The following is a 24,403-nucleotide window of genomic DNA, read 5'->3' on the forward strand; positions in this document are numbered from 1 at the left end:
TGGTTTTTCCATTGGAAACACACAACAACAACACAACAACAAAGTAAAAATTAGAATTAAAACTTATGATTCCAAAAGTATTTAAAGAGGTCATCGACCTAGGAGATGGAAGGACCATTTCATTAGAAACCGGCAAGTTAGCTAAGCAAGCACACGGTTCAGTCGTTGTTCAAATGGGAAAAGCAATGTTGTTATGTACTGTAGTATCTAACTACAAACAATCAGACGTAGATTTCTTACCTTTAACTGTTGATTACAGAGAAAAATTTGCCTCTGCAGGTCGTTATCCTGGTGGGTTCTTTAAAAGAGAAGCTAGACCTAGTGATGGAGAGATATTAACTATGAGGTTAGTGGACCGTGTTCTACGCCCGCTATTTCCTAAGGATTACCATGCTGAAACACAAATAATGATTCAGTTGATGTCTCATGATGAAAATGTGATGCCAGATGCTTTGGCTGGTTTAGCTGCATCAGCTGTTATCCAACTAAGTGATATTCCTTTTGAAATCCCTATTTCGGAAGTAAGAGTTGCTAGAATTAATGGAAAACTTATTATCAACCCAAATAGAACTCAATTAGCAGAAGCTGATTTAGACATTATGGTAGGTGCTTCTGCCGATTCTGTGATGATGGTAGAAGGTGAAATGGATGAGATTAGTGAAGAAGAAATGATTGAAGCAATTAAGTTTGCTCACGAAGCTATCAAAATACAATGTGATGCTCAAGTTCGCTTAGCAAAAGCTTTTGGGAAGAAAGAAGTTCGTGAATATGAACCAGAAAGAGAGGATGAAGATCTAGCTCAAAAAATTCATGAAGCAGCATATCAAAAGTGTTATGAAATTGCTAAAAAAGGAACTTCTAAAGCTGAAAGAGGGCTCGCTTTTTCTGAAGTTAAAGACGAAATTATAGCTTCATTTACGGAAGAAGAAATTGAAGACTTCGGAGATTTAGTTAGCAAATACTTTAACAAAGCTCAAAAAGATGCCGTTAGAGAATTAACTTTAGAAGAAGGATTGCGTTTAGATGGCCGTAAAACTACAGATATCCGTCCTATTTGGTGTGAAGTAGATTACTTACCTTCAACACATGGTTCTTCTATATTCACTCGTGGAGAAACACAAGCACTAGCTACAGTAACTTTAGGAACCTCAAGAGAAGCAAACCAAATAGACATGCCTTCTTATGAAGGGGAAGAAACTTTTTATTTACACTATAACTTTCCTCCTTTTTCTACAGGAGAAGCTAGACCTTTAAGAGGTACTTCTCGTAGAGAGATTGGTCATGGTAATTTAGCTCAAAGAGCTTTAAAAGGTATGATTCCTTCAGACTGTCCATATACCGTAAGAGTCGTTTCAGAGGTATTAGAATCTAATGGTTCTTCTTCTATGGCAACTGTATGTGCTGGAACAATGGCACTTATGGATGCAGGGGTGCAACTAAACAAACCTGTTTCTGGTATTGCTATGGGACTAATTTCAGATGGTGATCGTTATGCTGTATTATCTGATATTTTAGGAGATGAAGATCATTTGGGAGATATGGATTTTAAAGTAACGGGAACAGCTGACGGTATTACTGCCTGTCAAATGGATATTAAAGTAAAAGGGCTATCCTACGAAATTTTAGTGAATGCACTAAAACAAGCTAGAGATGGACGTTTACATATCTTAGAAAAGCTAACAGATACGATTGCTACACCAAATGCAGAAGTAAAGGCACACGCTCCAAAAATGATTACTAGAGTAATCCCTAATGATATGATCGGTGCTTTTATAGGACCTGGTGGTAAACACATCCAAGAACTTCAAAAAGAAACAGAAACTACCATTGTTATTAATGAAGACCCTGTTACAGAAGAAGGTATCGTTGAAATTTTGGGAACAAACCCTGACGGTATCGAAAAAGTCATTGCTCGCATTGAGTCTATGATGTTTAAACCTGAAAAAGGAAGTGTTTATGAAGTTAAAGTTATTAAAATGCTAGATTTCGGTGCTGTTGTAGAATATACAAAAGCGCCAGGAAATGAGGTTTTATTACACGTTAGCGAATTGGCTTGGGAGCGTACTAATAATGTTTCTGATGTTGTTAAGCTAGGAGATATTTTGGAGGTTAAATATTTTGGAATAGATCCTAAAACACGAAAAGAAAAGGTGTCTCGTAAAGCTTTATTACCAAAACCAGAAGGTTATGTAGCAAGACCACCTAGAGATCATAAAGGAAAAGATAATCGTAATCGTGACAATCGTAGAGAAGAGAGAAAGCCTCGTGTAGAGAAAAAAGAGTCTTAAAAGCCTCATTTTAATATATTTTAAAATCGCTAAAAATATTTTTAGCGATTTTTTTTATACAGTTCTTTTGTTTTCCTTTCTTTGTACTCCTTTATGAAAATACAACGTATTACATATTTATCCTTAGGAACCAATCAGGGAAATAAGTTAAAGAATTTACAAAAAGCAATTAATTTGATTGCTGATAAAGTAGGAGATGTACAAAAGATTGCCTCTATATATAAAACTCCTGCACTAGGGTTTGAAGGGAATGATTTTTATAACACCGTATTAAAAGTTTCTACCTACCAGCCTCCCGAAAAACTGATGAGTACCCTACTTTCCATAGAGAAAGAGCTAGGAAGAGTTCGTTCAAAAACAGGTGCATATATCAACCGAATTATTGATATTGATATCTTGCTCTTTGATGATGAAATTATCTTTTCAAAAAACTTAATTGTTCCTCACCCAAGAATGCTAGAACGCAAATTTGCCTTAGCTCCGCTAAGTGAAATTGCTAGGAATACAATTCATCCCATAGAAAAGAAACAACTATTTATTTGCTTAAGAAATTGTAATGATGACTCCGAAATAGCGGTTGTTGACCATAAACTCATTCGCCCGATTCCTATTTCAGAAAAATATAATTATATAGCTATTGAAGGAAATATAGGAGCTGGTAAAACCTCGTTAGCAAACATGATTTCTGATGAATTTAATGCGAAAATTGTACTAGAGCGTTTTGCAGACAATCCTTTTCTCCCCAAATTCTACAAAGATGAAGAACGATATGCTTTTCCTCTAGAAATGAGCTTTCTAGCTGACAGATACCAACAATTAACCGATGATTTAGCACAATTTGATTTATTCAAAAACTGTATTGTTTCTGATTACTATATTTTTAAATCATTGATTTTTGCTCAGGTTACTTTACATTCTGATGAATATAAACTGTATCGAAAAATGTTTGATTTAATGTATAAAGAGATAACAAAACCCGATTTATATGTTTATTTATATCAAAATACTGACAGGCTATTACAGAATATTAAAAAGAGAGGAAGAGATTATGAGCAAAATATAGAAGCTGGCTATCTGCAAAAAATACATGATGGTTATAGTAATTTTATAAAAACTCAGCAAGATTTAAATATCTTAATTATTGATGTTTCTAAGCTAGATTTTGTAAATAATATTAACGATTACCATTTTATCATAAGTAAGATTAAGTCTCATACTAACACCCCTTAAAAAAGGTATTTAACGTGAGTTCGACGTAAGAAATCTATTTTCACTATAGTAAAAAAGCAGAAAATTTAGTATATTAAAGTATTGAATTCCAATAAACTAAAATTATTCTGCTTATGATTTCTGACACTAAAATAATTGAAATATTTTGTAATCTTGACGATTTTATGAAAGAATTTGAAACAGTTTTAATAAAAAACAGTATTTCAGAGAGTTCTAAAGTTAAAAAGCGCAAGAGAAAATCCAAAATGAGTAAAAGTGAAGTAATGACCATTATGGTTATTTTTCATCTAAAATCCTATCGAAATTTAAAACACTTTTATTTGTATTACGTGTGCAAATACATGGATGATTTCTTTCCTGATCTTGTCTCCTATAATCGATTTGTAGAACTACAAAAGAAAGTTATTCCACCTTTAGCAGTGTATTTAAAACTACACGGATTAGGTAAGTGTTCTGGTATCTCTTTTATTGATTCCACAGCACTAAAAGTGAGTCATTATAAAAGAGAAAAACAACACAAGGTATTTAAAGGAATCGCAGAAAAAAGTTACGGGACATTGGGTTGGTTCTACGGTTTTAAACTTCATTTAGTCTGTAATGATAAAGGACAAATAGTTGATTTTATGATTACTAAAGCAAATGTAGATGACAGATATCCTTTAAAGAACAAGTGCTTTCACGATAAGATATTTGGAAAAATATATGGTGATAAAGGTTATTTAGGCAAAGATCTATTTGATAAATTATTTGTGGACGGTATCCATTTGGTTACCAAATTAAGAAAGAACATGAACAAGAAAGCTCTTGATTTTATGGATAAAGTTTACTTAAGAAAAAGAGCAATTATAGAATCTGTAAATGACGTATTAAAAAATACCTGTCAGATGGAACATTCTAGACATCGCTCGTTTGATAACTTCTTAGGAAACCTAATTGCTGGATTGACTGCTTACTCTTTTCTTGAATCAAAACCGAGCATTAAAATACAAAGGTTCTTACCTAATCTTGGAATAAGTTAAGTCGAACTCACGTTATTTATAAAAAAACAGGATAAAGCAAACAATGCGCACTATCCTGTTTTTTATGCTTGTGTTATTCTTCTATTTCTTCACTAGCTCTAACTTTTCTGCAAAATACTCACAAAAATCACGCATAGTTGCACTCATTTTTTGATCATCTGTTGCTCTTTCAAAAGTATTAGCCATAGAAACTAATGTTTGATGAAAAAATTGCTTCATCTCATCAACAGGCATGTCTTTCGTCCATAAATCCATACGTAATGTGTCTTTTTTCTTATGATCCCATACAGAAAGCATCACTGCCTTAGAACCTTCATCTTGTATTCCACCATCTTCTGCGCTCCATGAAATTTCTTCAGGTATTTTATTTTCATCCAATCCTACTGTAAATTTTATTTCCGAAGTATGTTTTACTGCCATTATTTATCGTCTAGGTTTATATTTTGATTTTTTAAATATTTCTTCTTCTCTCATTTGCAATAACTGCTGCAAAGATACATCATTATTTCTCATAAATGATCTTACTATCTGCCAACCAATCCATATACCTATTTGCCCTGGCGATTTATTATCTTCTCCTAAATAAAACTTCGAAAAAGGCGCTATATCTAGAAAACGTTGATTCAATTTTGTATCAGTATCGTATAACAAATCATTTTCAATAAAATATTTCCAAATTTCCTCTTCATTATTTAATGTCCATTGAAATTTCTCCGCTGCATAACCTATCTTTTCTTTATCTGAAACGGCAGGTAAATAGGCATCTAACAAATACATCTTCTTACCTTCGTAAATCATCTTGTACAAAAAAACTCTATTCAAACTAGGTTTAAGTTGCTTTTTTATAATAGCATTAGCTACATCTACAATAAGATGCTCTTTTGTGTTATTTTGCTTTACATATTTTGGATAATCATTATAAAATTCATGCGTTGTACCTAAATACGAATCTAATGATATCAATAATAGGCTATCTGCATAAATTACCCTATGATCATAATCTATATTGGTTTGCACAGTTATTACATTAGGTGCTAAAAAATTTGGCAGGTAATATTTAATATGTTTAAACAATGATAACAAGGCTTCTTCTAGTTTCCCCGTACTCTGGAATACTTTTTGAGTTTCTTCGAAAAGTGCACGCTCATCATTGTCGTTAATCTTACGTATCCAAACACTATCATGAATACCTTTAGGAAACAAAAAAGGGTAATTTTTCTTAGTTTCTGAAAGTGTTTTCTCTGTTGAATTGTAAAAATCTACCTCAAAACGTTTTGTTGCAAAATTCACAGAAACATCAGAAACATCTACCACCGATTTCGCATTATTTTTACAAGAAAGCATTCCCAAAAAAATAAGGGATAACAATAAAAAATTTCGCATTATATTAGCTCTTCAAAATATAACGTCAAAAATACTAAAAATAGTCTTAGGATGAATGCACAAAAAGTTACAGATCATATTGTGAAATGGTTAAAAGATTACGCCTTAAATGCTAAAGTAAACGGCTTTGTTGTAGGTATTTCTGGAGGTATCGATTCTGCTGTAACTTCTACCTTATGTGCCAAAACTGGCTTGCCCACTTTATGTGTAGAGCTACCAATTCATCAGGCAAAAAGCCAAGTTAATAGGGCTAACGAGCATATCAAGCAACTAAAGGAACAATTTAAAAATGTTGCTGAAATTGAAGCTGACTTAACTAGTACTTTTGAGAATTTTAAAACAATTGTGCCTGAAGTTACTTCTTCTCCTAAAGTTGATTTAGCACTTGCTAATACAAGAGCCCGCCTACGTATGACTACCTTATATTATTTTGCAGGATTACATGGCTTATTGGTTGCTGGTACAGGAAATAAAGTAGAAGATTTTGGAGTTGGTTTTTATACGAAATATGGAGACGGAGGGGTGGACCTTAGCCCTATTGCCGATTTAGTAAAATCAGAGGTATATACCTTAGGTGCTTACTTAAACGTACCTGAATCAATTCAAAAAGCAAAACCTACTGATGGTTTATTTGGAGACAGCAGAACTGATGAAGATCAAATAGGTGCTTCATATGACGAGCTTGAATGGGCAATGAAAATGCAAGATGCAGGAAAGACTGAACAAGATTTTAAAGATAGAAACCTTGAAGTCTTCAAAATTTATACTCGATTAAACAAAATCAACCAGCATAAAATGACACCAATCCCTGTATGCAAGATCACGGCCGATTTAAAGTAAATTAGCCGCTAACATTTGGCTTTTTATTTTTCGGTACATTCTTTTTTTGTTGCCATTCAAAACTGCAAAAGGCATTAGCATTATTAATTTTAATATAACTAATACTTGTAACGATTTTTTCATAACGATTATTTTCTTCTTTTACGGAGGCAATATACAAAAAAATATACTTTTATAACAATTAGCTTAATTCCTGTACAACTCACGTATTTTTATAATCTACTAGATGAATAAACACCTATAATTATCATACTTTAAAATACTGATATAGAAAATGTTTTAATTTTACTATGCTAAAAACTACTATCAAACCACTCTATTCAACTTTTCAAAAAGACGTCTTTTTAAACTCGTATAATTATTGATTTCTTCCAAATCTGGTAATATTTTTTGAGTTTGAATACCTTGAAGTATTTCTTTAATCTTACTTTCTATTAAAACTCTACGGATATTTAAAATCGCATCTGTAACTAACTTAGGGAGGATTTTTTCTACCTGAGTTACATAAATTTCTTTCCGTTCCCAATCACTTAAAATATATTTCTCTTCATCCATCAAAATACTCGTAACCAAGTTGGCTACTTCAGAATTTTGATGGTTTATCAATTGATCTATAGAAATTTTTTCTCTTTGATTTAACTGATGGATTAACTCATAGTAAATCTCTTTAAAAATTTCATTTGTAAACTCAATCTCATCATCTTGCAAATGTAAATACAACTCTTTTGAAACAGTATTTACATACTCTTCTTTTTCCAATTTTATACGCCCTCTTTCATCTTCAATTTCAATCCAATCAATAAACTCTACTTCTTCATTTCCATATAAAAGCAAAATTCTTATAATTTCTTTTTCTAATATATTTAACTGATCGACCTCTTGTTGTTGTTTTCCCTTTCTCCCTTTAACAAGTTCCATAGGGTTTTTATCTTGACCTTGGACATGCATAGACGAAGTCTTATGAGACTCCTCTCCACCCTCTCTATTCCTTCTTGGTCTGTTTCCTGTTGTACTTTTACTTAATAATTGCGCTAATTCACTAAACAAAACCCTTTCTGAAATATCCATGATACGTGCACATTCTTGTACATATACCTCTCGTTGAATTCCATCTGGAATTTTAGAAATACTCGTTACAATATCTCTAATCAACCCCGCTTTTTTAACAGGATCATTCTGAGCTCCTTCCATTAATAATGACACCTTAAACTCTATAAAATCTTGCGATTTACTTTCAAGATATTCTCGTAATTCAGCATCAGAATGCGATTTCGCAAAACTATCTGGATCTTCTCCTTCGGGAAAAGACACTACTTTAACATTCATTCCCTGCTCAAGAATTAAGTCAATACCTCTGATAGAAGCTCTAATTCCTGCCGCATCTCCATCAAAAAGAACAGTAATATTCTTCGTTAAGCGATTTACCAACCGTATTTGATCAGAAGTTAAAGCCGTTCCGGAAGAAGCTACTACATTTTCTATTCCTGACTGATGAAAAGAAATTACATCTGTATATCCTTCTACCAAATAGCAATTATCTTGTTTTGATATTTCTTTTTTAGCATGATAAATGCCGTATAAAATTTTACTTTTATGGTAAATATCACTTTCTGGCGAGTTTAAATATTTTGCTGCTTTTTTATCATTTGTTAAGATTCTTCCGCCAAAACCTAATACTCTTCCAGACATACTGTGAATTGGAAATAACACACGCCCTTTAAAACGATCAAATTGCTTTCCTCCTTCCTTAACAATAGTAAGTCCTGTTTTTTCTAAGTACTTTAAATCATATCCTTTAACCAAAGCTGCCTTTGTAAAATTATCCCATTCATCTTTTCCATATCCTAATGCAAACTTTGCTATGATATCATCTCTAAAACCACGCTCTTTAAAATAAGATAATCCGATTGCTTTTCCTTGCTGAGTATTCAACATTAAATCATGAAAATAATCCTTAGCAAACTCAGAAACTAGAAACATACTCTCTCGCTCATTCAGTTGTTTTTTCTGCTCATCCGATTGCTCAGTTTCCTCAATTTCTATATTATATTTTCTTGCAAGCCATTTAATTGCCTCTGGGTATGAGTAGTGTTCATGCTCCATTAAGAAAGAAATTGCATTTCCTCCTTTTCCTGTACTAAAATCTTTCCAAATTTGTTTTACAGGAGACACCATAAACGAAGGTGATTTTTCATCCGTAAAAGGACTTAAGCCTTTAAAATTACTTCCTGCTTTTTTTAATTGCACAAACTCTCCTATAACCTCCTCTACTCTGGCTGTTTCAAATACACGGTCTATGGTTTGTTGAGTTATCATAATAATAAAATATAGCCTGCAAATATAAGGTTTTTAACCACTTTTAATAACAAAGGCTATTCGCTCTCCTAATTTTAATTTGATAAAGACCTTATAAATATATAAATTTGGCGCACAATCCTTGTACTTATGAAGACAATTACTACTTTCTGTTATATTTTTTTTATAACATCGATTATTTTTTCTCAAGAAACCATTAGAATTCCCGATATCGGCTTAGAAGAAGCTTTGATTGACCTTAATATAGATACTAATGGCCTTAATGGAAATATATTAATGAGTGAAGCTGAGAATGTAGTTAACTTAAATATCAATGATCCTCTAACCAATAAGTTATTACCTAATGTTCATTCAAAAATAAAGGACTTAACTGGTTTAGAAAGATTTCCTAACTTAAAACGTTTGGATTGCTTTGGAAATAATATTAAAAAATTAGACTTATCTAAAAGTACTTCTATTACCTTTTTAAATTGTAACAACAATAAAATTGAACAACTAGATCTTAGTAATAATTTAAAATTAACTTATGTTAGCTGCGATAACAATAAATTAACATCACTAATTCTCGGTGAAAAACCAGAATTGGTTGATTTATATTGTAGCAATAACAAACTTACAGAGTTAAACGTGAAAGGTTGTCAGGTTTTAGAAAACTTAGATGCTAGCAATAATAAAATTCGCCATGTTTTTATTGACAAAGAAATTTACAAAAAGTACTCTGATAGTTGGTATTTAGATCCTTCTGCTGTTTATACAGAAACGCTAGCTGGTACTACCTCTCCTACTGTTATTACTAGCAAAAAAGAATCTGTTGTAAAAACTACTAAAAATCAATCTAATAATCACTCCATTGATGCCACTGAGTCTGCTGCCAATCACTATCAAAAATTTCAACTATCAGTTATTGCTGAATACGATCAACTTGTTTTGGCTTCTTCTCATTTACAAAGTAAAGAAAATGAGATTCAGCAAAAATATGGCTTACAAAAACTTCAGCTTACACAATGGATTGCCAGTTATTCTAATTTTAAAAAGACAGCGGGTGATAATACCTCTATAGAAGCAGCCCCTTTAGCTACGGCTAATACGACATATGCCAAATTTAAGCAATTAGTTGTTAATGAATACGAGCAAATGATCTTAACCCCATCTTATTTATTAGGTAAAAAAGAGGAGCTACAAAAAAAATATGGCTTAGACATGAACGATCTTACAAAATGGATAGCACAATTAGGAAACCCTGCCTTTCAAACAAAACAACCTATTAATGAAAGTACTCAAAATTACTATACCAAGTTTAAAAAATTAGTTGTAAGCGAATACGAACAATTGGTATTGGCTCCTTCTTATTTACAAGAGATTACGAAAAAAATACAACAAAAATATAGCTTAAACCCTACTCAATTAACAGAGTGGATTGCTAAGTATAGTAAAATCAAAAAACTATAGTTATGAAGCGATTTAAACTTTTTATTTTGAAGCGAAAGTTCCGTATTTTCTGCTCTAATGAAGTCTTTTTCTCACAATATAGCCTTTAGCTACGTTATGAGAAAAAGTTTAATCACTTCAATACAATAAAAGAAGCATAAAAAAAGGACTTTATTTTAAAATAAAGTCCTTTTTTTATGCTGTACTACTTGAAATTACATATTACTTCTTTTTTAAGAAGCTGCTCTCAATTTTTTCAGTGCCGATTTCGTTAATTTACTTTCAGCATACTCTTTGGTAACGTTAAATTCATTTTCTTCAGAGCTAGGCAATTCAAACATTGCATCCGTTAAAATAGCCTCGCATAATGATCGTAAACCACGAGCCCCTAATTTATATTCCACTGCTTTATCTACAATATATGATAACGCTTCTTCTGTCATAGAAAATGCTACATCATCCATTGCAAATAATTTTTCATATTGCTTTATGATCGAGTTTTTAGGCTCTGTTAAAATAGCGCGTAATGTTGCTCCATCCAATGGGTTCATATGGCTCAAAACAGGCAATCGTCCAATAATTTCAGGAATTAACCCAAATGATTTTAAATCTGCAGGAATGATATATTGCAACAGGTTTTCTTCATCTATTTTATCTTCATCTAAAGAAGCGCTATAACCAACAGCTTGCATATTCAAACGTTTGCTTATAATTCTTTCTATTCCTGAAAAAGCGCCTCCTGCTATAAACAAAATATCTTTAGTGTTTACTTCTATAAATTTTTGTTCTGGGTGTTTTCTTCCTCCTTTTGGAGCTACATTAACAACAGATCCTTCCAATAGCTTTAACAAAGCCTGTTGTACTCCTTCTCCTGAAACATCTCTTGTAATAGATGGATTATCTCCTTTACGAGCTATCTTATCTATTTCGTCTATAAAAACAATTCCTCTTTCTGCTTTTTCTACATCGTAATCTGCTGCTTGTAATAAGCGACTTAAAATACTTTCTACATCCTCACCTACATAACCAGCTTGCGTTAAAACAGTAGCATCTACTATAGAGAATGGCACATTTAACATCTTAGCAATTGTACGCGCTACCAATGTTTTTCCTGTTCCTGTTTCTCCTACTAAAACAATATTAGATTTTTCTATTTCTACTTCATTTTCTACGTCCTTTTCTTGCAATAACCTTTTATAATGATTATAAACTGCTACTGACATTGACCTTTTAGTTTCATCCTGACCTATAATATATTCATCTAAAAAATGCTTAATCTCTTTAGGTTTTTTTAATATTAAATCACTCGATAAACTATTCGTTTTAGCTTCTTCTATTTCTTCCTCTACAATTCCATGCGCTTGTTCAATACACTTATCGCAAATATGTGCATCCATGCCAGCAATTAACAAATCTGTTTCTGGTTTTTTTCGTCCACAAAAGGAACATTGTAAGTTTTCTTCTTTCGACATTATATTAGCTTTTAGCTATAGTGCCATTACAAAAAAGGAAAATATTCTTTTTCGTAATTAGCATAAAAATTATTTTCTAGTTAAAATTTCATCTACCATACCATAGGCTTTTGCTTCTGCTGCTTTCATCCAGTAGTCTCTATCAGAATCATTGTGAACCTTTTCTATAGTTTGCCCAGAATGATGTGCTATTATTTGGTACAATTCATCTTTTAGTTTTAAAATCTCTCGTGTTGTAATTTCAATATCAGATGCTTGCCCTTGTGCTCCTCCTAACGGTTGATGAATCATAATTCTTGAATGTGGCAATGCTGAACGTTTTCCTTTTTCTCCTGCACACATTAATACTGCCCCCATCGAAGCTGCCATACCTGTACAAATGGTAGCTACATCTGGTTTTATAAATTGCATTGTATCATAAATTCCTAACCCAGCATATACTCCTCCTCCTGGAGAGTTTATGTAAATTGAGATATCCTTATTAGCATCTACACTTTCTAAGAACAACAACTGCGCCTGAATTACATTTGCTACTTGATCATTAATTCCAGTACCTAAAAAGATAATTCTATCCATCATTAAGCGAGAAAAAACATCCATTTGAGTGATATTCATTTGACGCTCTTCCATAATGTATGGAGTTAAACTGCTTGTTATTTTTCCTAAATATGTACTACTTATTCCGTGGTGCTTTGTTGCGTATTTTTCAAACTCTTTTCCGTAATCCATTGTTAAAATGATTTTAGGTTATAATAAAGGATGTAAATATAAGAACAAATAAGTTAATATTTTACTACTACTCCTTTCTAAAACGGTGTTATTTAAGCGACTTTTTGTCAGTTTTGATGATCCAGAAACACTGTACCTCATGAGATTATAATCAAAAAACCTCATTTTTAGTTTAAAAATGAGGTTTTAATTTTATAAGCGATACTATATCTTATTTATATACTTCTTTTATAAACTCTTCGTAAGACACTTCTTTAGTATCAAAACTTAAGTTTTCTTTATAAAAAGCTACTAATTTTTGAGAGATTAATTGCTCTTGCAAACGCTTTGCTTCTTCTTGATTTGATAAAACTCTACCAGCAATATCGTCTAGCTCTTTTTCTTCTGGATTCATATTACCAAATTGAGCCATTTGCGCCTTAATAAATCCTTTTGCATAATCTACTAATTCTGCATACTCTAATTTGATATCGTTATCCTTCATAATCTTTCCTTCGATTAATTGGTAACGCAATCCTTTTTCTGATTTGTTATACTCTTCAGCAGCTTCCTCCTCAGTTAGTTGTTTTTCTCCAGCAGTTTGTAACCATTTTTGCAAGAAATCTTTTGGTAAATCAAATTTTGTTTCTTCCACTAAATGTTCTGTAACAGCATTTAATAACTGTTGGTCTGCTTGTTGTTGAAATTGCTTTTCTGCGTCTTCTTTAATTTTCCCTTTTAATCCTGTTACAGTTTTTACACTTCCGTCAGCAAATAATTTATCAAATAACTCCTGATTTAGCTCCGCTAATTCTATTTCTGTAATTTCTTCAATTGTAAAAGATACTGTAATATCTAATCCATGAACATCATCATGAGCAACTCCTAAAGCTCCTTGTAATTTATGCTCATCTTCAAATAGGTTTTTTGTTTTCAAAGTTAAAACATCTCCTACTTTAGCTCCTACAAACTTTTTCAGATTTGTTTTTCCTTTAATATCTTTTAATGATACAGTAGATTTTTTATTTATTTCTTTTTCTTCTGAGGTAAAAGTTCCAGTTACATTAGCTTCTTCTGTAACTTCCTCTTTAGTTGACATTTTTCCGTAACGAGACTGAATATTTTCTACTTCTTTATCTAGCAACTCTTCATTTGCTACAATGTTATATTGCGTTACTTTCTTTTTTGATTTTAAATTTACATCAAACTCAGGAGCTAATCCTAATTCAAATTCAAAAGAAAATTCACCAGCATCCCAATTAAAGTCTTCTTGAATTCTTGGCAGTGGGTTTCCTAAAATATCTAATTTTTCTTCTACTAAAAACTTATTCAAAGATTCTTGTAAAAGCTTATTCACTTCATCAATCATCACTGATTTACCATATTGCTTCTTTACCATCCCCATTGGTACATGACCTTTTCTAAATCCTGGAATGTTAGCATTTTTACGGTAATCGCTTAATACTTTTGCTACTTTGGCCTCATAGTCCTCCGCAACAATGTCAACTTTTACAACGGCATTTAATGCGTCTACGTTTTCTTTTGTAATATTCATCTTAAAATATGTTTCTTTAAAATCGGGTGCAAAATTAATGTTTTTTTACCATTTTGCAAAAGGTTTAACTCTTTCGTTATCAGTTATTTTTTATCTTCTTTTAGTAATAAAAACAAGAAAGAACGAAATATAGAGAGTAATATGCTAAATAATAGTGCTATTAAAAAACCATTTACAACAAAACCTGTAACAAGTCTTCCTGCTAGTATTATGATGATCGCATTAATCACAAACAAAAACAGTCCTAGAGTCAAAATAGTTACTGGTAAGGTAAAAATCACTAACAATGGTTTTACAAATATATTTAATAGCGAAATCGTTACTGCAACCCAAAGAGCTGTTACGTAATCATAAACTTCAATTCCTGGTAATATCTTTGCGAGTACAACAACCACTAGTGCTGTTAACAATATCTTTAAAAATAATTTCATCTTCTTAACTTTTTAAACAATCACTGACTATGTTTTACAATAGAACTCCGTTACTTATTTAAAAGCTATAATCGTACCATTTTCCTAGAACTGTTCTTTTGACAGGTTTTTATATAAATAATTAAAAGGGTAAATTATGAACTAAAGCTCTTCTTCATTCAATTTTTCTACTGCTCCTTTTAAATAAGTTGATAAGGCTTCTTGAATTTCTTTATCTTGTGAAAACAAATTCAACATACTTTCTTTTATATGCCGTTCAAATATAGGGTTCTTATAATCTAAAGCTCCTTCTTCTATCAAGTCATATATTTTTCCTGCTCCTAAAAGCATACTCCCTTTTCCTGTTAACAACCATGTCGGATTAATATCTGGAAAACGGTTTAGTATTTTATTTAATACATTACTTTTAAATGATGATTTTCTGCGTATAGCGGTTCCTACCGAATTATTCGAAACTTTGATATTCTCTTCAAAGGATCTAATATTTAGGTGTTTGTAGTAAATTATTTTTTCTACTCTTTTATAAGTTTCATCGATAAAATCATTCATATGAACTAATTTTTGTAAATAATATTGGGGTTATTTTTTAATCTTGATCGGCGTATTTACGTCTTTTTTAAGTACAAAACACGTACAAATATAAATTATTTTTATTAGCTCTCTAACAAAAATCACTACTACATCGGATAGTATTGATTAAAAGCAAGAGCGTTTTTTAATTTTAAATTAAGAATTAGGCAGTTTTATTCTAAGAAGAAGATAATCGTAGTTTTTTATTCCTCTTCTTGAGCTACATTTTTTTCTAAAATTACTGATAAGGCTTCTTGAATTTCCTTGTCTTCTAAAAGTAAGTTGAGCATATTTTCTTTCATTTGCTTTTTATATTGCAGCTTTTTCTCTTCTGCCAGTTTTTCTTCGGTAAGATCTTCTAGCAACATATCTTCTTTACCTGTTAGTAACCATGTAGGGTTAATCTCAGGGAACCTGTTTAGAATTTTGTTCAACACATTACTCTTAAATGAAGACCCTTTATGTATAGCAATTCTTATCGAATTATTCGAAACTTTGATATTTTCTTCAAAGGATTTAATATTTAGATGTTTGTAATAAATTATTTTTTCTACTCTCTTATACGTTTCATCAATAAAATCATTCATATGTACTAATTTTTGTAAATAATATTGGGGTTGTTTTTAACCTTGATCGTCGCGTTTACGTCCTTTTTAAGTACAAAACACGTACAAATATAAACTATTTTTATCAATTATCTAACAAAAATCTCCAACACATCCAATAGCGTTGATTAAAAGCAAGAGCGTTTTTTAATTTTAAATTAAGAATTAGGTAGTTTTATTCTAAGAGGAAGATAATCGCAGTTTTTTATTCCTCTTCTTGAGCTACATTTTTTTCCAAAATTGCTGATAAAGCTTCTCGAATCTCCTTGTCTTCCAAAAGTAAATTGAGCATATTCTCTTTCATTTGCTTTTCAAATATTTGCTTTTTATATTGCAACTTTCTCTCCTCTACTAGCTTTTTTTCGGTAAGCTCCTCTACCAACATTTCTTCTTTACCTGTTAGTAACCATGTAGGATTGATTTCAGGAAACCTGTTTAGAATTTTGTTTAACACATTACTCTTAAATGAAGACCCTCTGCGTATTGCGGTTCCAATCGAATTATTCGAAACTTGAATATTCTTTTCAAAAGCCTTAATATTCAACCCTTTATATTTTATTATCTTTTGTATTCTTTGATGGGTAGTGTCAATAAATTTGCTCATAGTAATTAACTTTTTTCTAAATTGTTTTTGAAAATTGTTTTATTTTTCATAATTTTGTTAGTGTATTCATACTACATCAAGTACAAGATACGTACAAATATAACTTAAAAATGCTACCCTTCTAACAAAAATTATGATTACGATAAAGCAACGAAAAGAATTAGACAAGATCAAACCACCTAAATACAGAGAAAAAGTTCAGGAGTATTTAACTAAAAAAGGGTTAAACTTTTCTCTTGAAACAATTCAAAAAGTATATTCTGGCAAACGAAACAACATAGCTATTACAAAAGCGATTGTAGTTATTTTCAACAATCATAAAAAGGAGAGAGAACTTATAAATGCTGAAATAAACAACATAATTAACCCTATTGACGACAGCAATACTTAGTATTTAGTTTTCTTTCCTTGTTAAAAGCAAGGACAGCTATATGGACTGTCCTGCTTTTAACTAAAAACGTATTATCGAATATGATCAACGAAGCATTACTTGAAAGCCACGAAAAACTTTTAATCGTTGTTGAGGCCTATGTGGATGTATATGAAAACGATTTTAAAAGTACTATTTTAGCATCAGAGTTGCCTAAAATTCTTAAAAATGCTAAGCATATAAGAGATTTAGCCACTAGAAACCACTCTAGCTCAAAAGAATATTTCGAGCACTAGCAATAACTCGCTACTCCCCTTCCTTTTATGCTAAAAATTCTTTAACCTCTCTATAAAAATCTATTGGGTTTTCTGCATGCAACCAATGTCCTGCATTCAAAACTGTAATTATTTTCGAATTTGAAAAATGTGCGCTTATAATAGATGACTCATTACTCGATATATATCCTGAATTTTCTCCTCTTAAGAATAATGTTTTTCCTTCAAAAACAGCAAATGAAGGTAGAGCTTCTCCTACCTCGTTATTATTTTCTATTAGAGACTTCAAATTAAAACGAAAAGCTAGCTCTCCTTTATTTTTCCAATAAACACTCTTTAACAAAAACTGCCGCACTCCTATTTCAGGAATCAATAACGCCAGCTTAGCATCCACTTTTTTTCGTGTATTTTCTATTGAGAAATCTATAGAGTTTAATCCTTCTAAAATATCGTGATGATGAGGTGGATACATTCTCGGAGAAATATCTGCTACAATTAATCTATCCACCAGCTCTGGGTATTTTGTAGCGAATAACATTACTGTTTTGCCTCCCATAGAATGCCCTAGTAATGACACTTTTTTAAGCTGGTAATGACTTATGTAAAAATACAAATCATCAACCATTAATTCATAATCAAACTCATCTGAATGAAAACTACGTCCATGATTTCGTTGGTCCAGCAAGTGTACTTGATAGCCCTCATCTGCAAACTTATTTGCATGACTCTTCCAATTATCTCCCATTCCGAAATAGCCATGTAAAATTAGCAATGGCGCTCCTTTTCCAATGATTTTAGAATGCAAAAGTCCTTCCATTTTACGATCTTAATTTATGTAGATACATATTGATAACATTCTCTAAACCTAAATACAATGATTCAGAAATTAATGCATGTCCTATAGACACTTCTGCTAATTTTGGGATATTTTCTTTAAAAAACTTAATATTCTCCAGACTCAGATCATGTCCTGCATTTATACCCAAACCTAAATCATGCGCCAAAAGAGCTGCTTCCACATATGGCTTTACAACTCCTTTATCTCCTAACTCATATTGCGTTGCATATTTTTCTGTGTACAATTCTATCCTATCAGTCCCTGTTTTTGCAGCTGCTTCTATTAGCTTTAAATCCGTATCAATAAAAATAGAAGTTCTTATACCATTCCTTTTAAATTCAGCAACCACTTCTTGTAAGTATTGTTGGTTTTTAACAGTATCCCAACCTGCATTTGATGTCAATGCATCTATTTCATCTGGCACTAGAGTTACCTGAGTTGGTTTTATGTCTAAAACCATATCCATAAATTTCTGAATTGGATTTCCTTCAATATTGTATTCTGTAGTTACTATTGATTTTAGATCATACGCATCTTGATAACGAATATGTCTTTCATCTGGCCTCGGATGGATTGTAATACCCTCTCCTCCAAACATTTCTACATCGGCTGCTACCTTTAATAAATTTGGCACATTTCCTCCACGAGAATTTCGTAAGGTTGCTATTTTATTAATATTTACGCTTAACTTTGTCATTTGAATTAAAATATGCTACAAAAGTAACTCATTAAATCATTTTAACCTATATTCGTATCAATGAATATCAACGACTACATATTAGACGAAATTAAAGCATTATCATTAAACAATAGTGTTAAATGCGCTCAAAAATTATGTAAAAACCTACCTATTACGCATATTCCTGTTGTTGATGACGGAAAACTAATTGGGTGTCTTCCTGAAAGCGATATTCAAACCATAGAAGACAAAAACCATAAACTCAGTGAATATACCTACCTGCTAGATATATTTCACACAAATGAAAACGCTTCTTTATTAGATTTAATCACTCTTTTTGCAGACAATGATTGCAATTTAATTCCTGTTCTAAATAAAAACCATAATTATATTGGGTATTACGAACTAAGTGATATTTTAGACGCATTTGCTGACAGCCCTTTTTTGCACAATGAGAGTGAAACTTTAACTGTAGAAAAAAGTAAAAATGATTACTCCATGAGCGAAGTCTCTCAAATAATTGAAGCAAACAATGGAAAATTATTAGGGCTTTACATCTCTTCTGAGTCTAGAGACTCCGTGCAAATTACTTTAAATGTAATTTCAGAAGAAATTAATGAAATTATCCAAACATTTCGCAGGTATGATTATAACGTCATTACAAAACATGAAGACGACATTTATCTGGAAGATTTAAAAAACAGAGCTGATTATTTGAAGAAATATTTAGATATGTAAATTATATTGTAACGTGAAAAAAGTAGCCATATACGGACAAGCTTATACTATTTCTGCTGAAAAAGAAATTAAAATCTTATTAGCAATTTTAGAAACTGAAAAAATTGTAGTCTTTTTTGAAAAGGAGTACTATGATTTACTAACTAAGGAGAATGCTCTTCAAAAAAAGTATCCAACCTATGCCCACTTTGATGACTTAAATGAGTCTTTCAACATTCTTTTTACCGTAGGGGGAGACGGCACTATACTTCGCGCCGTTACGTACATCAGAAACTTAAACATCCCCATATTAGGGATCAATACTGGTCGGCTAGGCTTCTTAGCTACTGTCCAAAAAAATCAAATTAAAGAAGCTGTTGAATGCTTAATTAACAAAAAATATACAATTCATGAGCGCGCTTTACTTCAAGTAAAAACATCTCCTGAAACCAAAGAGTTTTCTGAATTAAATTTTGCTCTAAACGAAGTTACTATCGCTCGTAAAAATACCACCTCAATGATTGGCTTAAAAACCTTCCTAAATAACGAATACTTAACCAATTATTGGGCAGATGGATTGATTTTAGCTACCCCAACAGGATCCACAGGGTATTCTTTAAGTTGTGGTGGTCCTGTTATCTTACCTAATTCTAAAAATTTTGTCATTACTCCAATTGCTCCACATAATTTAAATGCTAGGCCTATGGTGATTTCTGACGAAACTACTATTCAATTAGAAGTTAGCGCTAGAGAAAAAGATTTCCTTATATCTTTAGACTCTAGAATAGCAACCGTGCCACAAAACACCAAAATTTATATACAAAAAGCCCCCTTCACTATAAAAAGTATTCTTTTAGAAAAACAATCCTTTTTAAAAACTCTAAGAAGCAAACTTCTCTGGGGAGAAGATACACGAAATGAACCAACACTGTAAACACGTACAATAAAAGGCCAAAATAACAGTTATTCAAAAAAGACAGATTATTAACTTTATAAAGCAAATTCATTTCCCTATATTTGCACGCTATTTTTAACATGAAGAAAAACTTTTTCGCCATATTATTCACTTGTTTAACAAGTATTTTATTCTCACAAACTCATGAGATAGGTTTCTTTTTGGGCGGTTCTAACTATATTGGAGATATTGGCAAAACAAATTTTATACTTCCTAACGAAGTAGCTATGGGAGCCTTATACAAGTATAATTTAAACCCTAGAGTTGCCTTGCGAGGAACTTATTCATACCTTCCTATTTCTGGAAACGATTTAGATGCAGATAACCTATTTAGGAAGCAAATAGGAAGGCGTTTTAAAAATACTATTCACGAATTAGCTGTAGGAGTTGAATTTAACTTTTTTGAATATAATATCTCAGATCACAAGAAAATATTTACCCCATATATATTAGCAGAAATTGCTGCCTTTAATTATAAAAGTCCAGATACTTTTAATTCAAATAACAATACTGTGTCTCTAAAAAACAACTTCTCTTATACAATTCCTTTGGGTATTGGTATAAAAGGAAGATTAACAGACAATGTTGCAATAGCTTTTGAATCTATTGCTAGATTTACTTTTATAGATGATTTAGATTATAGTACGAGTAGAATTCCTCAATTAAATTTCAAAGGAAACGGTAATGATTGGTATGTTTTTACAGGAATATCATTGGTGTACTCTTTTGGAAGGCCTCCTTGTTATAACGGTTATGGATTAACAGAATAATTTTTTTATGGATAAAAAACTACAACGCATTAATTCACAAAAAATACCAGACCACATCGCTATCATTATGGATGGCAATGGGCGATGGGCAAAACGTAAAGGAATGCAACGTATTTTTGGGCATAAAAATGCTTTATCGGCCATTAGAGAAAGTGCAGATGCTGCTTGTCAAATAGGAGCAAAACACTTAACTCTTTATGCTTTTTCAACAGAAAACTGGAATAGGCCAAAAATTGAAGTAGATGCGCTAATGAGTTTACTCGTAAAAACTCTAAAAAAAGAACTTCCTGATTTCCAAGAAAAAAGTATCAAAATAAATGCAATAGGAAACTTAAGTAGTTTACCTAAAAATGCTCAAAAGGTATTAACAGACGTTATTGAAGCTACAAAGCACAATACTTCTATAACCCTTACTTTTGCTTTAAGCTATGGATCACGAGAAGAAATTGTTAATGCAATCCAAAACATATCTAAAAAAGTTGTTAATAACCAATTAGATATCAAAAAAATAGATGAAAAAATTATAAATAATCATTTATATACATTTAATTTGCCCGACGTTGATTTAATGATACGTACTAGCGGTGAACAAAGAATTAGTAATTTTTTACTTTGGCAAATGGCTTATGCAGAACTGTACTTTACAGATACCTTATGGCCTGACTTTAGGAAAGAAGACTTCTTTGATGCTATAATTGATTATCAGAACAGAGAACGAAGATTTGGAAAAACAAGTGAACAGATTGAAACTAGCAATGAATAAAAACTTACTTTTTATCGCATTATTTATCTTTATAATTAGTGCTATAAATTCTCAAGCACAAAATGCACCAAAAGATAGTATTTTTATAAAGGAAGGACCTCCTAAAACCACTTCTTATGAAAAAGGGAAAGAATACATTCTCGGAGGAATTACTGTTACTGGCTTACAAAAATTTACAGAGCAAACGGTTCGCGTTTTTACTGGGCTAAGAACGGGTCAAAAGCTCAAGCTCCCTGGAGACAAATTAACTAGTGCTATTAAAAAACTTTACGAAAGTAAACAATTTAGTGAGGTAGATGTTTATTTAGCCAAAAGAGATGGCAACACTGTATATCTTCAATTCGACGTCACAGAATTACCACAATTAAATAACATAACCATAAGCGGAATCAGTAAATCTAAAGCAAGAGATTTGCAAAAAGAAACTGAATTGAAAAAAGGAGTTATGGTTACTGACAACCTCATTGTAACCACTAAAAATTACATTAAGAAAAAATATACAGACAAAGGCTTTTTAAAAACCAAAGTTTCTTTAAATACCCAAAAAGATACCTCAGATATAAATACGGTAAATATGAATATATTCATAGACCGAGGGGCTCGTGTAAAAATTAAAGAAATAAATTTTAAAGGTAACAAAGCTTTGGAAAACGGTACTTTGCGCGGAGCTATGAAAAATACAAAGCGTAAATTCTTCGGTCGTTTTTGGAAAACTTCAAAATATATTTATGATGACTACAAAAAAGATTTAGAGAGTATTTTAGAAAAGTATAGTAGAGCAGGATATAGAGACGCTCGTATTCTTGGCGATAAATTAACTTGGAATGACGATAACACTGTTAATCTAGAAATAGAATTGGAAGAAGGTCGTCAATATAGATTTGGAGAAATTTTATTTATAGGAAACAAAAGATATACTGATGAACAGTTAAACAATATCTTAAGAATAGATAAGGGAGATATTTATAATGGAGCTGTTTTAAAAGAACGTGTATCAGGAGATGGAACCCCTGACTCTCAAGACCTTCAAACGTTATACCACAATAATGGATACTTATTTTCTTCTGTAAATGCTGTAGAAACCAAAGTTAAAAACGATTCTATTACTGTTGAAATTCGTATCAGAGAAGACGAACCTGCTACCATAAAAAAAGTAACTGTAACAGGAAATGATAAAACCAATGACCACGTTATTTTTAGAGAACTGCGTGTGAAACCAGGAGATTTATTCAGTCGTCAAAACATCATACGTTCTATCCGTGAAATAGGGCAATTAGGTTTCTTCGATGCGAATGTTACCCCTGACGTAAAACCAAACTTTCAAAATAAAACTGCCGATATTAATTTTTCAGTAACGGAAAAAGGAGGTAGTCAAATAGAGCTGCAAGGAGGTTATGGAGGTGGTTCCTTCATTGGTACCCTAGGGTTATCTTTTAATAATTTCTCTATTAGAAATATTTTTAATAAGGAAGCTTATAAACCTTTACCTATGGGAGATGGACAAAAAATCTCGCTTCGTTTGCGAGCAAGTAGGACTTACGAAACGTACAGCTTTTCTTTTACAGAACCTTGGCTAGGAGGAAGAAGACCTCAATCATTGTCTTTTTCTTTGTATAAATCAAACCAGTACCAATTTAACTCCCGAATTAATAGAGTAAATAAAAGTCAAAGTTTAAGTATTTTAGGAGCTTCTCTTGGTTTAGGAAAAAGATTGCAATGGCCAGATGATTACTTTACCTTATCTCAAAGTATTAGTTACCAAAGAATAGATCTAAACAATTATGCTTATCGTGTAGGAAACTCAAATGCTATTTTAAGGCAAGGAAATCTTAATAATCTAGCTTACACAGCTTCTTTAAGTAGAAATTCAGCAGGGCCTAGCTTAATATTCCCTACTTATGGATCTGAATTTACAATTAGAGCGAAAGCAACTTTTCCTTATTCATTAGTGAACGGAAAAGATTACACTGAACCTGTAAAACCTACAGATCAAGAGCAACAGGACTATCTAGCTAGTAAATACAAATGGTTAGAATACTACAAGGTATCAGCAAAAGGTAAATGGTACACTTCTCTTGCTAAAAAGCTTGTATTGATGTCTAATTTTGAAGTAGGTTATTTAGGGACTTATAATTCAACACTAGGTTTAACACCTGTAGAACGCTACTTCGTTGGGGGTGATGGTATTGCACAAGGGCAATTAGATGGACGTGAAACAGTTGGTCTTCGTGGTTATGAAAATAACCGATTATCTATAGGGCCTAATGGTGAAAATGAAGGAGGTGCTATCTATAATAAATTTCAAATGGAAGTACGCTACTCTATCACAGATAAACCTTCTGCTTCTATTTATACATTAGGTTTTATTGAAGCAGGAAATTCTTATAGCAATTTTAATAATTTTAAGCCGTTTGAATTAAAACGTTCAGCTGGATTAGGAGTTCGTATATTTATGCCTGCATTTGGATTGCTAGGTGTTGATTTTGCCCATGGATTTGATCCAATACCTGGGCAAACTAAAAAATCTGGCTGGCAAACACATTTTATAATTGGAAGACAGTTCTAATAACACTATACTTTTTGATAT

24 protein-coding genes are annotated in these 24,403 nt (G+C 31.8%); 12 read left to right on the plus strand and 12 right to left on the minus strand.

The features are described 5' to 3' along the window. The first annotated feature begins 65 nt into the window (after positions 1–65). From MARIT_RS12715 to MARIT_RS12725, 3 genes are all read left to right on the plus strand, one after another. Complete coding sequence (locus MARIT_RS12715) at positions 66–2,288, plus strand: polyribonucleotide nucleotidyltransferase (protein ID WP_100211698.1); 2,223 nt, start codon at positions 66–68, stop codon at positions 2,286–2,288. 93 nt (positions 2,289–2,381) lie between these two features. Beyond that, the gene (folK, locus tag MARIT_RS12720; RefSeq protein WP_024742181.1) at positions 2,382–3,518 is read left to right on the plus strand and encodes a 2-amino-4-hydroxy-6-hydroxymethyldihydropteridine diphosphokinase; all 1,137 of its coding nucleotides are present in this window, start codon (positions 2,382–2,384) and stop codon (positions 3,516–3,518) included. Between the two features lie 113 nt (positions 3,519–3,631). Next, complete coding sequence (locus MARIT_RS12725) at positions 3,632–4,537, plus strand: IS982 family transposase (protein ID WP_038026585.1); 906 nt, start codon at positions 3,632–3,634, stop codon at positions 4,535–4,537. A gap of 81 nt (positions 4,538–4,618) precedes the next feature. Here MARIT_RS12725 and gldC read toward each other — a convergent pair whose 3' ends face one another. Both gldC and gldB read right to left on the minus strand, forming a co-directional pair. Then, positions 4,619–4,957 carry a gliding motility protein GldC gene (gene gldC / locus MARIT_RS12730; RefSeq protein ID WP_024741583.1) on the minus strand — a complete coding sequence of 113 codons (339 nt, stop codon included), beginning with the start codon at positions 4,955–4,957 and terminating at the stop codon, positions 4,619–4,621. 3 nt (positions 4,958–4,960) lie between these two features. After that, positions 4,961–5,920: a gliding motility lipoprotein GldB gene (gene gldB, locus MARIT_RS12735; RefSeq protein ID WP_024741582.1), complete on the minus strand. Its 960-nt coding sequence runs from the start codon at positions 5,918–5,920 to the stop codon at positions 4,961–4,963. A 51-nt stretch (positions 5,921–5,971) separates the two neighbouring features. Here gldB and nadE point away from each other — a divergent pair, with 51 nt between their 5' ends. Continuing rightward, entirely contained in the window at positions 5,972–6,760 is a 789-nt protein-coding gene (gene nadE, locus MARIT_RS12740) for an NAD(+) synthase (RefSeq protein ID WP_024741581.1), read from the plus strand. A gap of 306 nt (positions 6,761–7,066) precedes the next feature. Here the strand turns inward: nadE and dnaG are convergent, their stop codons facing one another. After that, positions 7,067–9,076 carry a DNA primase gene (dnaG, locus tag MARIT_RS12745; protein ID WP_100211699.1) on the minus strand — a complete coding sequence of 670 codons (2,010 nt, stop codon included), beginning with the start codon at positions 9,074–9,076 and terminating at the stop codon, positions 7,067–7,069. A gap of 129 nt (positions 9,077–9,205) precedes the next feature. Here dnaG and MARIT_RS12750 point away from each other — a divergent pair, with 129 nt between their 5' ends. Further along, a complete protein-coding gene (locus MARIT_RS12750) occupies positions 9,206–10,525 on the plus strand; it encodes a leucine-rich repeat domain-containing protein (RefSeq protein WP_100211700.1) in 1,320 nt (439 codons plus the stop codon). 212 nt (positions 10,526–10,737) lie between these two features. Here the strand turns inward: MARIT_RS12750 and clpX are convergent, their stop codons facing one another. The 7 genes from clpX to MARIT_RS12785 form a co-directional block, all read right to left on the minus strand. Then, positions 10,738–11,976, minus strand: coding sequence for an ATP-dependent Clp protease ATP-binding subunit ClpX (gene clpX, locus MARIT_RS12755; protein WP_024741578.1), 1,239 nt, complete (start codon positions 11,974–11,976; stop codon positions 10,738–10,740). 69 nt (positions 11,977–12,045) lie between these two features. Next, positions 12,046–12,705: an ATP-dependent Clp endopeptidase proteolytic subunit ClpP gene (gene clpP, locus MARIT_RS12760; RefSeq protein ID WP_024741577.1), complete on the minus strand. Its 660-nt coding sequence runs from the start codon at positions 12,703–12,705 to the stop codon at positions 12,046–12,048. 211 nt (positions 12,706–12,916) lie between these two features. Then, positions 12,917–14,239 carry a trigger factor gene (gene tig / locus MARIT_RS12765; RefSeq protein ID WP_100211701.1) on the minus strand — a complete coding sequence of 441 codons (1,323 nt, stop codon included), beginning with the start codon at positions 14,237–14,239 and terminating at the stop codon, positions 12,917–12,919. Between the two features lie 83 nt (positions 14,240–14,322). Then, a complete protein-coding gene (locus MARIT_RS12770) occupies positions 14,323–14,670 on the minus strand; it encodes a phage holin family protein (protein WP_024741575.1) in 348 nt (115 codons plus the stop codon). A gap of 141 nt (positions 14,671–14,811) precedes the next feature. Further along, positions 14,812–15,219 carry a hypothetical protein gene (locus MARIT_RS12775; RefSeq protein WP_024741574.1) on the minus strand — a complete coding sequence of 136 codons (408 nt, stop codon included), beginning with the start codon at positions 15,217–15,219 and terminating at the stop codon, positions 14,812–14,814. Positions 15,220–15,443: 224 nt separating this feature from the next. After that, the gene (locus MARIT_RS12780) at positions 15,444–15,827 is read right to left on the minus strand and encodes a hypothetical protein (RefSeq protein ID WP_024741573.1); all 384 of its coding nucleotides are present in this window, start codon (positions 15,825–15,827) and stop codon (positions 15,444–15,446) included. 223 nt (positions 15,828–16,050) lie between these two features. Beyond that, complete coding sequence (locus tag MARIT_RS12785) at positions 16,051–16,449, minus strand: hypothetical protein (RefSeq protein ID WP_024741572.1); 399 nt, start codon at positions 16,447–16,449, stop codon at positions 16,051–16,053. A 133-nt stretch (positions 16,450–16,582) separates the two neighbouring features. On the opposite strand from MARIT_RS12785, the gene MARIT_RS12790 reads away from it, so the two are divergent. Together MARIT_RS12790 and MARIT_RS12795 are read left to right on the plus strand one after the other, a co-directional pair. Next, positions 16,583–16,840 carry a hypothetical protein gene (locus MARIT_RS12790; protein WP_024741571.1) on the plus strand — a complete coding sequence of 86 codons (258 nt, stop codon included), beginning with the start codon at positions 16,583–16,585 and terminating at the stop codon, positions 16,838–16,840. 80 nt (positions 16,841–16,920) lie between these two features. Then, positions 16,921–17,115, plus strand: a complete 195-nt coding sequence (locus MARIT_RS12795) for a hypothetical protein (protein ID WP_024741570.1) — start codon at positions 16,921–16,923, stop codon at positions 17,113–17,115. 25 nt (positions 17,116–17,140) lie between these two features. Here the strand turns inward: MARIT_RS12795 and MARIT_RS12800 are convergent, their stop codons facing one another. Together MARIT_RS12800 and MARIT_RS12805 are read right to left on the minus strand one after the other, a co-directional pair. Beyond that, on the minus strand, positions 17,141–17,911 hold the full coding sequence (locus tag MARIT_RS12800) for an alpha/beta fold hydrolase (protein WP_100211702.1): 771 nt from the start codon (positions 17,909–17,911) through the stop codon (positions 17,141–17,143). A gap of 1 nt (position 17,912) precedes the next feature. Then, entirely contained in the window at positions 17,913–18,629 is a 717-nt protein-coding gene (locus tag MARIT_RS12805) for a pyridoxine 5'-phosphate synthase (RefSeq protein ID WP_100211703.1), read from the minus strand. 60 nt (positions 18,630–18,689) lie between these two features. Here MARIT_RS12805 and MARIT_RS12810 point away from each other — a divergent pair, with 60 nt between their 5' ends. From MARIT_RS12810 to bamA, 5 genes are all read left to right on the plus strand, one after another. Beyond that, a complete protein-coding gene (locus MARIT_RS12810) occupies positions 18,690–19,349 on the plus strand; it encodes a CBS domain-containing protein (RefSeq protein WP_024741567.1) in 660 nt (219 codons plus the stop codon). A 13-nt stretch (positions 19,350–19,362) separates the two neighbouring features. Further along, positions 19,363–20,262, plus strand: coding sequence for an NAD kinase (locus MARIT_RS12815; protein ID WP_100211704.1), 900 nt, complete (start codon positions 19,363–19,365; stop codon positions 20,260–20,262). 101 nt (positions 20,263–20,363) lie between these two features. Then, the gene (porG, locus tag MARIT_RS12820; protein WP_100211705.1) at positions 20,364–21,053 is read left to right on the plus strand and encodes a type IX secretion system protein PorG; all 690 of its coding nucleotides are present in this window, start codon (positions 20,364–20,366) and stop codon (positions 21,051–21,053) included. 7 nt (positions 21,054–21,060) lie between these two features. Continuing rightward, positions 21,061–21,816: an isoprenyl transferase gene (locus MARIT_RS12825; RefSeq protein WP_100211706.1), complete on the plus strand. Its 756-nt coding sequence runs from the start codon at positions 21,061–21,063 to the stop codon at positions 21,814–21,816. Continuing rightward, the gene (bamA, locus tag MARIT_RS12830; RefSeq protein ID WP_100211707.1) at positions 21,809–24,382 is read left to right on the plus strand and encodes an outer membrane protein assembly factor BamA; all 2,574 of its coding nucleotides are present in this window, start codon (positions 21,809–21,811) and stop codon (positions 24,380–24,382) included. The genes MARIT_RS12825 and bamA overlap by 8 nt, the downstream gene beginning before the upstream one ends. Positions 24,383–24,403: the final 21 nt, after the last annotated feature.

This window comes from Tenacibaculum maritimum NCIMB 2154 (genome assembly GCF_900119795.1).
GTDB classification, from domain to species: domain Bacteria; phylum Bacteroidota; class Bacteroidia; order Flavobacteriales; family Flavobacteriaceae; genus Polaribacter; species Polaribacter maritimus.